The sequence below is a fragment of the Flavobacterium yafengii genome, from assembly GCF_030010375.1.
Classification (GTDB): Bacteria; Bacteroidota; Bacteroidia; order Flavobacteriales; family Flavobacteriaceae; genus Flavobacterium; species Flavobacterium yafengii.
Map to the genome: position 1 here is coordinate 1 of NZ_JASCRY010000001.1, position 15204 is coordinate 15204.

General features: G+C 33.2%; 15 protein-coding genes. 5 read left to right on the top strand and 10 right to left on the bottom strand.

Annotated features, from left to right (window positions below):
- Window positions 1-265 precede the first annotated feature (265 nt).
- On the bottom strand, window positions 266-1492 hold the full coding sequence (locus QLS97_RS00005) for an ABC transporter permease (RefSeq protein WP_282713660.1): 1227 nt from the start codon (window positions 1490-1492) through the stop codon (window positions 266-268).
- Between the two features lie 112 nt (window positions 1493-1604).
- Here QLS97_RS00005 and QLS97_RS00010 point away from each other — a divergent pair, with 112 nt between their 5' ends.
- A complete protein-coding gene (locus QLS97_RS00010) occupies window positions 1605-2822 on the top strand; it encodes an exo-beta-N-acetylmuramidase NamZ family protein (RefSeq protein WP_282713661.1) in 1218 nt (405 codons plus the stop codon).
- A 98-nt stretch (window positions 2823-2920) separates the two neighbouring features.
- Here the strand turns inward: QLS97_RS00010 and QLS97_RS00015 are convergent, their stop codons facing one another.
- Window positions 2921-3418 (bottom strand): YkgJ family cysteine cluster protein, encoded by a 498-nt coding sequence (locus QLS97_RS00015; protein ID WP_282713662.1) that lies wholly within the window; start codon window positions 3416-3418, stop codon window positions 2921-2923.
- A gap of 92 nt (window positions 3419-3510) precedes the next feature.
- Between QLS97_RS00015 and QLS97_RS00020 the strand changes: the two genes are divergently transcribed.
- The gene (locus tag QLS97_RS00020) at window positions 3511-4227 is read left to right on the top strand and encodes a class I SAM-dependent methyltransferase (protein ID WP_282713663.1); all 717 of its coding nucleotides are present in this window, start codon (window positions 3511-3513) and stop codon (window positions 4225-4227) included.
- A gap of 14 nt (window positions 4228-4241) precedes the next feature.
- Complete coding sequence (locus QLS97_RS00025) at window positions 4242-4784, top strand: YfiT family bacillithiol transferase (RefSeq protein WP_282713664.1); 543 nt, start codon at window positions 4242-4244, stop codon at window positions 4782-4784.
- A 77-nt stretch (window positions 4785-4861) separates the two neighbouring features.
- Here the strand turns inward: QLS97_RS00025 and QLS97_RS00030 are convergent, their stop codons facing one another.
- From QLS97_RS00030 to QLS97_RS00065, 7 genes are all read right to left on the bottom strand, one after another.
- Window positions 4862-5494 (bottom strand): 7-carboxy-7-deazaguanine synthase QueE, encoded by a 633-nt coding sequence (locus QLS97_RS00030; RefSeq protein WP_282713665.1) that lies wholly within the window; start codon window positions 5492-5494, stop codon window positions 4862-4864.
- Between the two features lie 196 nt (window positions 5495-5690).
- Window positions 5691-7364: a tetratricopeptide repeat protein gene (locus tag QLS97_RS00035; protein WP_282713666.1), complete on the bottom strand. Its 1674-nt coding sequence runs from the start codon at window positions 7362-7364 to the stop codon at window positions 5691-5693.
- 16 nt (window positions 7365-7380) lie between these two features.
- Complete coding sequence (locus QLS97_RS00040) at window positions 7381-8304, bottom strand: PstS family phosphate ABC transporter substrate-binding protein (RefSeq protein ID WP_282713667.1); 924 nt, start codon at window positions 8302-8304, stop codon at window positions 7381-7383.
- 233 nt (window positions 8305-8537) lie between these two features.
- Window positions 8538-9332 carry an energy transducer TonB gene (locus QLS97_RS00050; protein ID WP_282713669.1) on the bottom strand — a complete coding sequence of 265 codons (795 nt, stop codon included), beginning with the start codon at window positions 9330-9332 and terminating at the stop codon, window positions 8538-8540.
- Window positions 9333-9371: 39 nt separating this feature from the next.
- Window positions 9372-9917, bottom strand: coding sequence for an ExbD/TolR family protein (locus tag QLS97_RS00055; RefSeq protein WP_282713670.1), 546 nt, complete (start codon window positions 9915-9917; stop codon window positions 9372-9374).
- 18 nt (window positions 9918-9935) lie between these two features.
- Window positions 9936-10547, bottom strand: a complete 612-nt coding sequence (locus tag QLS97_RS00060; protein ID WP_282713671.1) for an ExbD/TolR family protein — start codon at window positions 10545-10547, stop codon at window positions 9936-9938.
- A gap of 77 nt (window positions 10548-10624) precedes the next feature.
- Entirely contained in the window at window positions 10625-11443 is an 819-nt protein-coding gene (locus QLS97_RS00065; protein WP_282713091.1) for a MotA/TolQ/ExbB proton channel family protein, read from the bottom strand.
- Between the two features lie 373 nt (window positions 11444-11816).
- On the opposite strand from QLS97_RS00065, the gene QLS97_RS00070 reads away from it, so the two are divergent.
- Both QLS97_RS00070 and QLS97_RS00075 read left to right on the top strand, forming a co-directional pair.
- A complete protein-coding gene (locus QLS97_RS00070; RefSeq protein ID WP_282713672.1) occupies window positions 11817-13337 on the top strand; it encodes a helicase HerA-like domain-containing protein in 1521 nt (506 codons plus the stop codon).
- Between the two features lie 64 nt (window positions 13338-13401).
- On the top strand, window positions 13402-13764 hold the full coding sequence (locus QLS97_RS00075; protein WP_282713673.1) for a cupin domain-containing protein: 363 nt from the start codon (window positions 13402-13404) through the stop codon (window positions 13762-13764).
- A gap of 55 nt (window positions 13765-13819) precedes the next feature.
- Here the strand turns inward: QLS97_RS00075 and QLS97_RS00080 are convergent, their stop codons facing one another.
- Window positions 13820-15157: an FAD-dependent oxidoreductase gene (locus tag QLS97_RS00080; RefSeq protein WP_282713674.1), complete on the bottom strand. Its 1338-nt coding sequence runs from the start codon at window positions 15155-15157 to the stop codon at window positions 13820-13822.
- Between the last annotated feature and the right edge of the window lie 47 nt (window positions 15158-15204).

A 15204-nucleotide genomic window follows, 5' to 3' on the forward strand; every position in this document is an offset into this window, starting at 1 on the left:
GGTATCGTCTGGATGTCTTTTTGAATTCCTCAAAACAACAAAAAGCTCCGCTTTACCGAAGTTCGCATTAGGGATTACTTCACTTTTATTTTAATCCGAGTTCTGTGAATTTCATTTAAAGTGAATAGACCACAGTCCCGTTGAGTCTCAAACTCAACCGGACGAAGACTTCTAGCACATAGCCCGAATCATTATATAAAGAAAGGCGATTATCTTTTTTTGATTCGCCTCTCTTTATATAATAAGGAACGCTCAAAATAAATTTCTAATCGAAACGTATGGCTTTTACCGGTGAAATTTTGGTTATTATATAGGAAGGAATTAATAATACCAAGAAACAAACGGTCACGGTAAGCAGATTCAACAACAGTATGTATCCCCAATTTAAGTATACCGGCGCTTGATTGACGTAATAATTTTCAGGAGGAAGTTGAATTATCCCGAATTGTTGTTGGATTAGTAGTAATGAGATACCAATTAGATTCCCCCAGAAGAGCCCTCTTACTATAAGATAGAAGGCATTGTACAGAAATATTTTTCGAACTGACCAATTATTGGTGCCTAACGCTTTTAGAATTCCTATCATTTGTGTTCGCTCCAGGATAAGCACTAATAGCGCCACTACCATATTGATTGTAGCGACAAGAATCATGACAACTAATATAACGATGATGTTGAAATCGAATAGTTGCAGCCACTCGAATATATAACTGTATTTCTCAATTATAGTTTTGGTGTCTAATGTTGATGCCGTTTGTGCATAGACCTGCTCTCCCGTAGCTTCTATAGTATTAAAATCATCTACAAAAACTTCGAAAGCTCCGATTTGGTCTGGAGCCCATTTATTAATACGTTGCATATGGCGAATATCTCCTATTATATAGGTAGCGTCGAATTCTTGAAAACCAGAATTGAAAATTCCAACAATATCAAAATTCCTCAGGTTATACCCTTTCTCTTTCATGAAGAAAGTATTGAATGCATCACCCACTTTTAAATTCAGTCTGTTTGCAATAAACTGAGAAATCACAACTTCTTCGTTTAAATCCCCATTGACATTTGGAATTCTTCCTTGTATAATGTATTCCTTTATATTATCCCATTTATAATCGTTCCCCACTCCTTTGAAAATAATCCCTTCGAAAGCAGTTTCCGTTCTAATTATTCCAGCTTTACTGGCAATGGCTTGAATATGCTCAACTCCGGGAACAGATGTAAACTTTGGATAAAAATCTTGTTTTTTAGAAATGGGTGTCAGCGTAACTTCGGATTGATTGTTGTCGTAATTCGAAATAATGATATGTCCGTTAAAGGCTGAAACTTTCTCTCGGATTTTTTGTTGCAGTCCAATTCCGGTTGCTACTGAAACAATCATCATAATCATACCAATGGCAATTGCTGAGATTGCAATTTTTATAATTGGCGCAGATATGCTACTTTTATAATCTTTAGCAGTTATAAGTCGTTTGGCGATGAAATATTCTAAATTCAATTTGATTGCTTTTCTAATTTGGATTTGCTTCGCCAGTTTGCGTTGCTAAAGCCAAAAATACAGCTAAAACACGAATTACACTAATTGGCATTAATTTTATTTGAATCTATATATGAACTCATTTTTTAAAATATCGCTTAGTATTATATCCTTAACCATCGTTTCGACTTCCTGTTCTGCCAGAAAAACTGACGCAAGGAAAAATGTAAAATCGGATTTAGAAATAGCTGAAGACAATCCAAAAACAGAAATAAAGACTGGAGCTGATAATTACAACAATTATTTACCATTATTAAAGGATAAGAAAATTGGCGTTGTCACTAATCAAACCGGAATTCTATCTAATAAAACGCATTTAGTAGATTTTCTATTAGAAAAAAACATTGCTATCCAAAAAATATTTGCACCAGAACATGGTTTTCGCGGAACTGCAGATGCAGGCGAACATGTAGTTGATGGGAAAGATTCTAAAACTGGACTTTCAATTATTTCGCTTTATGGCGATAATAAAAAACCGAAACCAGAACAACTAGCCGGAATTGACATTATGGTTTTTGATTTGCAAGATGTAGGCGCACGATTTTATACTTATATTTCTTCGTTACATTATATCATGGAAGCCTGTGCCGAAAATAATATTCCGCTTTTAATTCTAGACCGACCAAATCCTAACGTAAGTATTGTAGACGGGCCAATTCTTGAAACTGCATATACCAGTTTTGTGGGTATGCATCCTATCCCGTTACTTCACGGAATGACAATTGGCGAATATGCGCAAATGATAAACGGTGAAAAATGGTTAAAGAATGAAGTGCAATGCAAATTGACCGTTATTCCTTGTATTAATTACAATAGAAAAATGAATTATAGTTTACCTGTAAAACCTTCACCGAATCTTCCGAACGATCAAGCCGCAAATCTTTATGCGAGTTTGTGTCTTTTTGAAGGTACAAATGTGAGTGTGGGAAGGGGAACTGAAAAACAATTTCAAATATATGGTTCTCCTTATTTACCAAAAAGTGATTTTAGTTTTATTCCTAAACCAAATTTTGGCGCACAAAAACCAGTTTACAATGGTATCGAATGTTACGGAGAAGATTTATCTAAAGCTAAAAAAGTAAATCGATTGGAATTAAAATGGATAATTAAAGCGTATCAAACCACAACAGACAAATCAAAATTCTTTAATCCTTTTTTTACCAAACTTGCAGGAACCAAAAAATTGCAACAGCAAATAGAAGCGGGAACTTCGGAAGATAAAATCAGAGAAAGTTGGAAGAAAGGGTTAATAAAGTTCAAGGAAATGAGATCGAAATATTTGATATACTAGTCGAATGTTTTTAAAGTCAAAAGTCCTAAATTCGCTTCAAAATAGCATTTAACTTTCAAACCCTTCTCTTTATGACTTTAAGAGTTTTGACTTTATGACTAAAAAAGTGGCAATTTCTTCTTCATTTCCTCTACAATATTAAAAGCAGCCGGACAAATAGCTACGTTTTTCAATGTTAAGTCTGTGATTTGTTGAAACTTTTTTCTATCCGTATGTGGAAATTCTCTACATGCTTTTGGACGAACATCATAAATCATACATGCATTTTCATTATCCAGAAAAGTACACGGCACACTTTGTAACACATAATCTCTGTCTTCGTCAATGCGAAGATATTGCTCGATAAACTGTTGTGGTTTTTGTCTAAGATATTTTGAAACACGCTCAATATCCGCATCCGTAAATAACGGACCAGTAGTTTTGCAACAGTTCGCACACTTTAAACAATCCGTTTTCTTGAATTCAGCGTCATGCAAATCCTGCATCACGTAATCCAAATTCTTTGGTGTCTTCTTTTTCAGCTTATCGAAATACTTTTTGTTTTCGATATGCTTATCTTTGGCTTCTTTAGGAAGATTGTTTAAAATAGTGTTCATTCGTAAATTTGTTTTTTCGGTTATTCGATAAAACATTCCGCAAAATTACTTAAAACAAATCAACAAATCACCAAATTAACACATCAACTACAATGAAAGACCTTTTTGGCAAAGCCATACTTGATTTTCAAACTAATAATTCCCCGGAAGATTTAATCACAGAAACCTCCATTTCCGAAGAAGATGAAATGAGTGTTGAATATCTATTTCGTTCTTATAATGAAATGCCAAAACTGGAGCAGAAAGCCTTAGAACTTGCGAAGGGAAAAATTTTGGATGTAGGTTGTGGCGCAGGAAGTCATAGTTTGTGTTTACAAAACGAAAGAAATCTTGATGTTTATTCGATTGACATTTCTCAGAATGCAGTTGAAGCCTGCAAACTTCGTGGATTGAAAAATGTTCAAGTTCAAAATATCCTTGAAATGGATTCTAATAATCCTGAAAATAAATTTGACACCATTTTATTATTGATGAATGGAACCGGTATTTTTGGAACACTAAAAGAAACGACTACATTTTTACAGAAATTAAGGAGTTTGCTAAATCCAAACGGACAAATTCTAATTGATTCTTCAGATATCATTTATATGTTTGATAATGATGAAGATGGTGGGAAATGGATTCCTAGTAAAGGATATTACGGCGAATTGACCTTTACTATACGTTATAAAAATGAAAAAGAAGACCAATTTCCTTGGCTCTACTTGGATTATAACACTTTACAAAATGCGGCTTTCGCCAATGGATTACAAAGCGAGTTAATTCTTGAAGGGGAACATTATGACTATTTAGCTAAACTTTCGATTTAAAAGAACATTATAATATGGAAAACTCAACATTAGAAAAATTACGTTATCCTATCGGAAAATTTATCGCCCCGGAAATTTATTCAAGCGATTATCTCAATACTAAAATAGCAGAAATCGCCAGTTTCCCAGAACGATTAAAAAAAGAAGTACTTCATTTAACCGAGGAACAACTCGAAACACCGTATCGACAAGATGGCTGGACTATTCGTCAAGTAATTCATCATTGTGCCGACAGTCACATGAATTGTTTCATTAGAATCAAATGGGCGCTGACCGAAGATAATCCAACAATAAAATTCTATCATGAAGATCGTTGGGCTGAATTACATGATAATTTGACAATGCCTATTCAACCTACTCTTTCTTTTCTGGAAGGTTTACACTTTCGCTTGGCATATTTAATGAATAGTCTATCTGAAGCAGACTTAGAAAAAACTTTTATTCACCCTGAAAACAACAAGGAATTTAAAATTAAGGAAACAATTGGAACGTATGCTTGGCATGGAAACCACCACTTAGCACATGTCACGGAATTAAAAAAACAAAAAAGTTGGTGATCGAACTTTTAAACTTTTTTCTCCACTAATAAAAAAATTCCAAATACAACTTAGTTTGCATTTGGAATTTTTATTTTTTAAGGAATATTCAAATATTTATGCGTTTGAAGGGAAACACGCCATTTTGGGTTGTTCATCACATAATCTACAATCAGCGGAGTCATTTCTTCCTTTTTACTCCATTCAGGCTGTAGAAATAGAATCGCATTACTATTCACTTTTTCAGCTTGCTCTTCGGCAAAAATAAAATCATGCTTGTTATAAATGATAACTTTCAACTCGTGTGCATTATCATAAACCGTTTCTGTTGGTAATTTGTTTTTCTTTGGAGACAAGCAAATCCAATCCCAAGTTCCTGTAAGCGGATACGCTCCTGAAGTTTCAATATGAACCTTTCTATTCTTTTCTTTTAACTTTTGCGTCAGCAAATTCATATCCCACATTAAAGGTTCTCCACCAGTAACAACGACAGTTTCTGAATATTTGCTTGCATTTGTAACTATTAAATCGATACCTGTTGGAGGATGTAATTCAGCATTCCAGCTTTCTTTAACATCACACCAATGACAACCCACATCACATCCGCCTATTCTAATAAAGTATGCAGCTGTCCCAGTATGAAATCCTTCCCCTTGAATAGTATAAAATTCCTCCATCAATGGAAGCATAGCCCCTTTATTAACCTCTAACTGTATTTCTTTTGATAACATTTATTTTATTTAAAGTGCAAAGATAGTTAATTTGAAAAGGAGTTAATTTGAAAACTTAGACTAAAGTAAACTTTCAAAGGGATAAATAATTTAATAATCCCATTCATGAAAATAAATTTTAAAAAAAACTGTAAATATTAATCATAAAAAAACCGATAGCCAAAAGACTATCGGTTTTTGATATTAAAAAATTTAGTTATTTTAAAATTTTTATAGATTCCAAAGCATAATTATTTGTTGGATCTAAGGCTAATGTTTTTTTAAAATATTCAATCGCTTTAGGTTTATCTGTATTAGCAAAACTTGCTGCCATATTATTATAGCTTTCAATAATTTTAGCTTTTACAGCTGGTTTAGCAAGTTCCTCAGCTCCTAACTCTGTAGTTTTTGCAACATAATCTTCATAGTTCTTAACCATGACATCATCTTTTTCAAGCAATCTGTTTGTTCTTGCTCTGTATAGATAGGCTTCTAGATAAGCTGGAGAAGCTTCCAATACTTTCTCAAAAGCTGCATCTGCTTTTTGTAATGCAACAACATCTACCTTTACATCTTTCCCTTTATTAATATTAGCATAATAATTTGCTAAACCATAATATACATTGTCATCTAGAAAATTTGTTGATTCTTTAGTATTTGCTCCAAATTCAAATATAGCAGCAGATTCATTGTATAATTTTTGTGTAAATAATTTTTTACCAACTTCACTTAAATCCTGTACTGCTAAAGGCTCCATTTCTATGGCCTTTTTGATATCTGCCATACCTGAACTAAAAGCGCTCGGATCTATTGATAATCCATCAGCACTAGTTCCTTTTTTAATTTTAGTCAAACCCAAATATAAATAATCTAAAGCGATAGCTTTATTTCCTGGTGCAGTGATAAAACTTTCCAATGATTTAATAGCCACATCCACATTTCCATTTTTATAAGCAGCATATCCTAAATAACGATATATTCTTGGATTAACCTTATCTAATTCAATCATTTTATTAGCCTCAGCTTCAAGAGCTACATAATCTTCAATCAAGATAAGAAAATCGGCACGACGCATTCTTGAGTGAATAGAATAGTCCGTAAGAGACATGTATTTGTCATAATGACCTATTGCCGTTTTATAATTTGCAGCAGCTTGAGACGGTTTATTACGTGCGATTTTATAATATGTTTCAGCTAACTCTCTGTAAACCGGTCCATAATTAGGATTTATTGCAATTACTTCGTTATATGCTTTTAAAGCTTCATCATACGATTTAGCACCTTTCAACAAAACACCTAATTGCATTTTAGCTCTTAACAAAGTATTATCTGCTTGAAAAGCACTTCTATAAGCAACGTAAGCTTCATTTTGTTTCCCATCCCCATAATAAGCATCTCCTAAAGCAAGTTGCAATTGAGCATCTTGAGAATTATTTATCACAGCACGATTCAAAATTGCAATTGCACTTTTATAATCCGGTTTTGCAGCATTCATGTAAGCTCTAGCGATGTAAACATGCTCTTGCACGTCTTTTTTTCTCATGTCTTTAGTCGCCAAAGCAAATTTAGCTTGTGCACCAGTCACATCATTTTTATCTAAATCCATTTGACCTAAACCAATATAATTCAATTTAGCCTCATCAGATGCATTTAATCCATTTTGAAAATAAATCTTAGCAGAATCTTCCACACTTTGTGTAAGATACACATTCCCTAAAGTAAAGAAAGCAGCACCATTACTTGGTTTTGTTTTGATAATCGATTTTAATATCGTTTTTGCGCTTTCAAATTGCTCTGCATCGATAGCCTTTTTTGCCTGATTAATATCTTGTGCTTGACTCGCAAAAGCGGAAGCCAACAATGCAACACTAAAAAATTTTAATTTATTCATTTTAATTGTAGTTAATTTATTTTTTATCATTTTGGCCTTTTCCTATTATTGTAAACTTCCTTGTAGGAATACGAACAGGTAGCAATCCAGATTTTAAAATTATTCTTTGTCCGACATCTCCAGCAACAAATGAGGCGAAGCCCATTCCTAATCCAGAAAAACCTTGACAATTGATTATATACAAATCACGTGCCAAAGGGTATTTTCCTTCTGCTATATTATTTTGTGATGGAATGTAATAATTATCACCATTAAGCCCTTTTACACTTAAAGTAGCTACATCATCAACGTATTTCTGCATAGCTGGGAGTGGCTGTGAAAGCCAATTAACACCAACTACACCTATCATACCATCATTTTCAGAAACATATTTTATAACTTCATCATTAGATTTAAATGAGAAAACACCTTTTTCAGGGATAGCATTTATACCTGCCAAAGAATTCATGTAACGGACTGTACTTGAGTTTAGGTTATCAAAAACCAATCCTTTGATTGACGCTACTGACTTACCTTGCATAAAACTAATAACATCTTTTAACGCTACTAGAGTATCTTTATTGCTTTTATTAGAGATAAAAGCTACAGCATCGGTAGCAAAAACAGTTATTTTAGGATTAATTTTTCTTTGTTTAAAAATTTTCAATTCTTCAGTAGTCAAATTTCTAGATAAGATAGCTATTGCAGCTTTTTCATTAAATAAAGAGTTAACAGTTTCAGATTCAGATTTAGCAACAAGTTTTACTTTAGCCTCATATTCATTTTCAAATACAGCTACTTGATCTTCAATAATAGGAGCCAAAGTTTCATCTACGTAAATTGTAGTCGATCCTTTCAGTATAGTTTCATTGTCTTTTTTATTAGTAGCTTTATTACAAGCTAACACTAAAATTACCAGTGAAAATAAAATGAAATACGGAAGTTTTGAATGATTTTTCATGATCTAGTTATTATTATCATTAATAATTCGAAAGAATCTAAAAGAAGCATATACAATAAGTAAAGCCCCAAAAGCAATTCTATAAGTAGGTTCCATTGCTAGAGGGAAATTCTTCATAAAGATAATAAATAAACCTAAAACAAGGTAAACCAGAAAAAACAAAATTCCTAAAACAAGAAGAAATCGCTCTTTAAGCGATTTCTTCTTAATATTATTAAGTATGTTATTTAACATTATTCTGCAGATTGAATAGTAATTGGAAGAGAATAAAGTACTCTCACTTTTTTACCATTTTGCTCACCCGGTGTCCATTTAGGACATTTTTTCAAAACACGGATAGCTTCTTTACCTGTTCCATAACCGATATCTCTAATTACTTTAATATCAGTCAAAGAACCGTCTTTTTCAACTACAAAAGTAACATAAACTTTACCTTTTAATCCTTCTTCTTCTGGAGTTTGATAGTTATTACCAACAAATTTGTAAAATTTATCGATTCCTCCTGGAAAATCAGGTTTAACCTCAATACCAGCAGTGTTATAAATTTGGTTATCAACTTCTTCAACTACAGCTGCAGTTCCGGTACCTACCGGCTCAACAGTTAAAACAGCATCTGGATCTCCTTTAATAGTTTCAGCACCTAATTTTTTATCTTTAATTTCGACAGTTTTAGGTGGCTCTTCAGTTACTTCCTCCGCTTTTGCAACCACTGGTTTAACAAATTTTACCTGATCTACTTTTGGTGGCGGTGGTGGCGGTGGTGGAACATCTTTTTTTATTTCTTCTTTAGGTGGTAATTTAATACTAACAATTTTAGTATCTAAAGTCTCATCACCTTCCGAAGAATCTGGTAGTAAGCTTAAAATAAGCGGCATACTAACAGCTAGAGCAAAAACAATTGCACCAAAGATAAGTGCTCTAACAGTAGTCTTGTTATTTGATTTTCTTAGTTCGTAAGCTCCATAAGCTTTATTACGACCTTCGAATACAATATCAAGCCATTGGTTTGTGAATATATCTAATTTCATTTTTCTTAATTATTAGGTTATAGAGTAAATACGAAAATCTTATTTACCTTCTAACAATTTTAGTTCCTCTGGAGAAAAATCATTTACAATTGCATTTGAAGGTACTCCAACAATAGCCATTTCATCTAGTATGTCTACTAAATTACGGTAATTTGATTTTTTACTTGGTTTGATAATTACTATTAAACCTTTGTCTTTGTTCCCAGTGTATTCAACTACTGATTTTTTTCTTTTCAATAATTCTTTACGAATACCCTCTTTACCATAGGAAATATCTTTAGGACCAGCAATTGGAGTTGCTAATAAACCCATATAATAAACCATCTTATCATTGTCTCCTAGTAAAACCGTTAAAGTACGGTTTTCATCAACCTTGATTGGTTTATCAGTAGGATCATCTTCTTTATCAGGCAAACCCAAAGGCATCGATTGCGGTTTAGACAACGTAGTCGTAAGCATAAAGAACGTAATCAATAAGAACGCCAAATCTACCATAGCAGTTAAATCCACTTTTGAGTTTGACTTTTTACTTCTTACTTTTCCACCTTTTTTGCCTCCACCGTCGCCGGTATTTAATTCAGCCATTTTAGTGTATTTTTTTAATTATTTTTCTGTTGCTCTCAAACCTGTAACTAGAAAGAAGTTATTGATTTTCTGGTCTTGTAAAATATCCATAACTTTTTTAATTGCAGGATATTCTTCTTTTGCATCACCTTTTATAGAAAGCTGCAATTCTTTGTCATTAACATCAATATTTGCAATACGAGAATTGTATATCCACTCATGCAATTGATTATCCAATGAATCTTTAGGAATCCCTGGTTGTAAACCCGGTTTACTTCTGTCCGCAGTCTTCATTGCAATCAGTTGCTTAAGATTGGTAATTGGAACTCCAATACCTTCCATTAAAGCAAATTTTGCAGATTCTTCTTCCGTAAATGCAACACCGTATTTTTGACCCATCAACTCAAGTGCCTTTTTTCTAACTTCTCTTCCCTTTAAGTCAAAGAAAACTTTTCCTTTTCCAACAGTTATAGTAGCTAAATTATCATCCGGCAACTTTGATTGAACTGTTGACGCAGGAGTATCAACTGGCAATGCTTCTGGTATCTTAGCTGTTGCTGTCATTACAAAGAACGACAACAAAAGAAAAGCGACATCACACATAGCCGTCATATCAGTAGACCCTGCTTTTTTTTGCATTTTTATAGCCATTAATATTCTTTTTTATACTTACAAGAAAATAGAATCTGTTTTCCAGACCTCTATTTCCCTGTAAATTAAATTATTAATTATTTTTGTGTACTTCTGAAGTGTCTGTAAGTATTTACAATTGTATTACCTGCCTCATCAATAGAGTAAGTCAAAGTATCAATTTTAGAAGTAAAGAAGTTGTAAGCAATAATTGCTAAAGCAGAAGTAGAAATACCTGTAGCAGTATTAATCAAAGCCTCAGAAATACCATTTGCAAGTGCAGCTTGATCCGGAGTACCAGCAGCAGATAAAGCACTAAATGCTTTAATCATACCCGTTACCGTTCCTAACAAACCTGCAAGCGTACCCAATGATACCATTGTAGAAAGTACAGTCATGTGCTTCTCTAACATTGGCATTTCTAATGAAGTAACCTCTTCAATTTCTTTGTGAATAGTTTCAGCAGCAGCTTCGCTATCTAAACCTTCTTTTTTAACTTCTTGGTATTTCAATAAAGCTGATTTTATTGGATTTGCAACAGAACCTTTTTGTTTGTCACATGAAGCTATAGCTCCTTCAATGTTACCTGCTTTAATGTCTTTTTGTACACTTGTCATGAATTGATCAAGATTTCCTGTACCAGCTGCTTTTGAAATTACAGCATAACGCTCAAATGAGAACACAACAACCATTAATAACAATCCTAACAATACCGGTACAATAGGACCTCCTTTATAAACCATTGCTAACATATTTCCTGGTAATGGGTGACCTGTATTAACACCGCCTTCAAAATTAGCGCCATTACCCATTATGAAATTCCAAATTAACCATCCAACAAAAATACATGCTACTATAATGATTCCTGAAATCATTCCTCCTCCGTTTGCACCTTTTTCTTTTTTAACGTTTGCCATTTTTTTTAATTTTAATAGTTTTAAATAAATTATCTTAGTTATATTAAACTTGTAGTAGAGCAAATTTATATTTTTAGTTTAAATAAAAAAACTTTTTTTAATTTTATTATAATTAAATTTATTTCAAAAACACATTTGCAATTTACTGCTTTGCATTTATATCAAAATACTCAAATAAATCTACTCTTTTACAAAAAAAAACGTATTTTTTTATGATATATTAACACAATATTTCAAAAAATAACTCTCTTTTATCAAAACTAATATTTTATATTATTAACAATAAAAAAGCAGGAAAACTGCAGTATGCACTAAAATTTCAGGTTTTGTAAAAAAAATAATACCTTGCAGATGATTTAAATCTAAACTTATTATGAGCAGAAAAGAAGATTTCATACAACAAATTACAGACGGATATAGCTCTAAAGGAGAAAGCATTACTCTTGGCGGAGCAATATTAGACGGTGAAGCATTACCCAATGCACAGGTGAAGATACCCTTAAAAACCTTAAACCGTCATGGATTAATTGCAGGAGCTACCGGAACAGGGAAAACTAAAACTATCCAAGTACTCTCTGAACAATTATCATCCTTTGGAGTACCAGTATTGATGATGGATATAAAAGGTGATTTTAGTGGCATCGCAAAAGAAGGCGAAGAGAAACCATTTATTACTGAACGCCATACTAAAATAAACATACCTTATAATACCGCAAGTTTTCCAGTTGAATTATTGACTTTATCTGAACAAAATGGTGTTCGTCTTAGAGCTACTATCTCTGAGTTTGGACCAGTTTTGTTTTCTCGAATCCTAAATCTAAATGATACTCAAGCTGGCGTTGTTTCTGTTATCTTCAAATATTGTGATGACAATAAAATGCCTTTATTGGATTTAAAAGACATCAAAAAAGTAATCAATTATATCACTGAAGAAGGAAAAGATGAAATTGAGGAAAGCTACGGCAAGATTTCTACTTCAACAACGGGTACCATCCTTAGAAAGATAATAGAATTAGAACAACAAGGTGCCGAACTATTTTTTGGCGAAATGTCTTTTGACGTTGACGATTTAATGCGCATTGACGAAAATGGAAAAGGATACATCAATATCTTAAGATTAACCGACATTCAAGACAAACCAAAACTATTTTCAACATTTATGCTGAGTTTATTAGCTGAAATCTACCAACAAATGCCCGAAAAGGGAGATTCAGACCAACCAGAATTAGTTATTTTTATTGATGAAGCTCATTTAATTTTTAATGAGGCCAGCAAAGCATTATTAGAACAAATAGAAACGATAGTAAAACTTATTCGCTCTAAGGGAATTGGGATTTACTTTATCACACAAAACCCAATGGACATTCCAAGTGGCGTTTTGGCGCAATTGGGTTTAAAAATCCAACATGCTTTGAGAGCTTTTACTGCCAATGATCGAAAAGCTATCAAACAAACTGCAGATAATTACCCCACATCTGAATTTTATAAAACTGATGAAATTTTAACCAGCCTTGGAATTGGAGAAGCGCTCGTTACCGCATTAAACGAAAAAGGAATTCCAACACCACTTGCAGCAACAATGATGCGTGCCCCGATGAGCAGAATGGATATTTTAACTGAAAGTGAGATTCAAGAAATCAACAACAAATCTAAACTGGTAAAAAAATATAGCGAACTTATTGACCGCGAAAGCGCTTATGAAATGCTAAATAAAAAAATTACTGTTATTGAAGAAGCTGCTGCAGAACAAGAACAGGAAAAAGCATCTGAAAAAGAAGAAAGCAAAGGTCCGAGTACTGCGAGCGTAGTAGGCAAATCTGTTTTAAAAGTATTGACAAGTGCTACATTTATAAGAGGTGCTTTTGGTGTTTTGACAAAAATGTTTAAAAAATAAAATTCCACATTACCCTTTTAGAATTAAAACACTAGAAAGGTATTTTAAAAAGTAACAATTAAAAATGAAAAAATATTTTATTCAAAAAGCTCCTTTTATAGTTCCAACAACTGACGGTAAACTAATCGAAGAGCATCACGGAATTGTTACCACAAACAATCCCGAAATTTCGATTGCACACATGATTGCGCCTCCTAAGTGGAGCGAACCTTTTCAAACACCTGAATTTGAAGAATACACCTATGTGATAAAAGGAAGAAAGCAATTCATCATCGAAGATGAAATTGTAATTCTTGAAGCGGGTCAATCAATAAAAATTGAGAAAAATACTCGAGTGCAATATTCCAATCCTTTTGACGAACCTTGTGAATATATTGCTATTTGTAAGCCTGCTTTCGATTTTACTAAAGTTCACCGTGAAGAATAAACAGTGTGGGTAAAATAAATACTATCGTAAATATACAAGCAGTAGTTTAAAAAAATTATTGTAACAACTCTAAAATTTTATTCTCTACCGTTTCGGTATTCCAAATATTCTCGATGTTTTCCATTTTCAAAACTTCTTCCATAATAGCATTTTGATAATCCCCAATAGCCAAAGCTTCTGTATAAGGACGATCACTAAAGGTAACTCTACTATAAAGCGGAATCCATTTTTCAGGATATTTATCTGAAAATGATTTTTCTATTTTCTTTTGCAATAAGAATTTCTCATCAGCCGTTTTAGAACTCATTTCCATAAAATTGCGATAAGAAAGTTCTGCAATGGCATCAGCATTAGGTTTACGGGATTTTTGATATTCAGAGAAAATCGTTTTCCAATCATCCCCGTATTCCTCAATCATATCATAAAGAATCGAAATGTCCTCAAAACCCGCATTCATTCCTTGCCCGTAAAATGGAACAATGGCATGACAAGCGTCACCTATTAAAGCGATTTTATCTTCATATGTCCACGGAAAACACTTCATCGTCACTAAAGTACTTGTTGGGTTTTTGAAAAAATCCTCAGTCAGTTTAGGAATTACATCAATAGTATCCGGTAAGTTTTTCTCAAAAAAAGTTTCTACCTCTTTTTGGTTTTTCAAAGAAGCAAAAGAATTTTCTCCTTCAAAAGGCATAAATAAAGTACATGTAAAACTACCATCTAAATTAGGCAATGCAATCAACATATACTCTCCTCGAGGCCAAATATGAAATGAATTCTTATCTAGTTTATGCGTTGCATCCGAGTTTGCAGGAATGTTTAATTCCTTATATCCAATAGGTAAAAATTCTTGTGAATAATCAAACATGCTTTGACGCTGCATCCGATGACGGATTCTGGAAAAAGCTCCATCGGCACCAAAAACCATATCATATTTCTTTTCTTCCCAAGCACCTCTTTCGGTTTCACCGATGTGCAAAGTAGCATCATCTAAGGTTACATCCCAGATTTTATGTTCAAAAAAGAATTCGGCTCCTGCGGCTTCCGCCAAATCGATCATTTTTCTATTCAAAGTTCCTCTGGAAATCGAGTAAATAGATTCGCCTTCTTGTCCGTAATTTTGAAAATTAAGTTTATCAACAAGATGAATGGCCCTTTTATCCATTGGGATGGCAATTTCTCGCACGGCATCTCCCACTCCTACGCCATCAAGCGCTTTCCAACCTCGGTTAGACATAGCTAGATTGATAGAACGGCCAGAAAATTGAATTTGTCTAATATCTGGGCTTCTATCGAAAACATGAACCGTATGACCAGCTTTGCGAAGGTAAATAGCTAATAAAGATCCAACTAATCCAGAACCTACAACCGCTATTTTTTTGGGAATTTGCATTAATTTTTTATAAAAAGTTAAGCAAAATTACTGATTTTATTAGACTA

Bases quoted from the DNA above. Each gene is read 5' to 3' on its own strand.
- QLS97_RS00010 (WP_282713661.1), top strand. From the start codon at position 1,605: ATGAACTCATTTTTTAAAATATCGCTTAGTATTATATCCTTAACCATC.
- QLS97_RS00015 (WP_282713662.1), bottom strand. From the start codon at position 3,418: ATGAACACTATTTTAAACAATCTTCCTAAAGAAGCCAAAGATAAGCAT.
- QLS97_RS00020 (WP_282713663.1), top strand. From the start codon at position 3,511: ATGAAAGACCTTTTTGGCAAAGCCATACTTGATTTTCAAACTAATAAT.
- QLS97_RS00025 (WP_282713664.1), top strand. From the start codon at position 4,242: ATGGAAAACTCAACATTAGAAAAATTACGTTATCCTATCGGAAAATTT.
- QLS97_RS00030 (WP_282713665.1), bottom strand. From the start codon at position 5,494: ATGTTATCAAAAGAAATACAGTTAGAGGTTAATAAAGGGGCTATGCTT.
- QLS97_RS00035 (WP_282713666.1), bottom strand. From the start codon at position 7,364: ATGAATAAATTAAAATTTTTTAGTGTTGCATTGTTGGCTTCCGCTTTT.
- QLS97_RS00040 (WP_282713667.1), bottom strand. From the start codon at position 8,304: ATGAAAAATCATTCAAAACTTCCGTATTTCATTTTATTTTCACTGGTA.
- QLS97_RS00050 (WP_282713669.1), bottom strand. From the start codon at position 9,332: ATGAAATTAGATATATTCACAAACCAATGGCTTGATATTGTATTCGAA.
- QLS97_RS00055 (WP_282713670.1), bottom strand. From the start codon at position 9,917: ATGGCTGAATTAAATACCGGCGACGGTGGAGGCAAAAAAGGTGGAAAA.
- QLS97_RS00060 (WP_282713671.1), bottom strand. From the start codon at position 10,547: ATGGCTATAAAAATGCAAAAAAAAGCAGGGTCTACTGATATGACGGCT.
- QLS97_RS00065 (WP_282713091.1), bottom strand. From the start codon at position 11,443: ATGGCAAACGTTAAAAAAGAAAAAGGTGCAAACGGAGGAGGAATGATT.
- QLS97_RS00070 (WP_282713672.1), top strand. From the start codon at position 11,817: ATGAGCAGAAAAGAAGATTTCATACAACAAATTACAGACGGATATAGC.
- QLS97_RS00075 (WP_282713673.1), top strand. From the start codon at position 13,402: ATGAAAAAATATTTTATTCAAAAAGCTCCTTTTATAGTTCCAACAACT.
- QLS97_RS00080 (WP_282713674.1), bottom strand. From the start codon at position 15,157: ATGCAAATTCCCAAAAAAATAGCGGTTGTAGGTTCTGGATTAGTTGGA.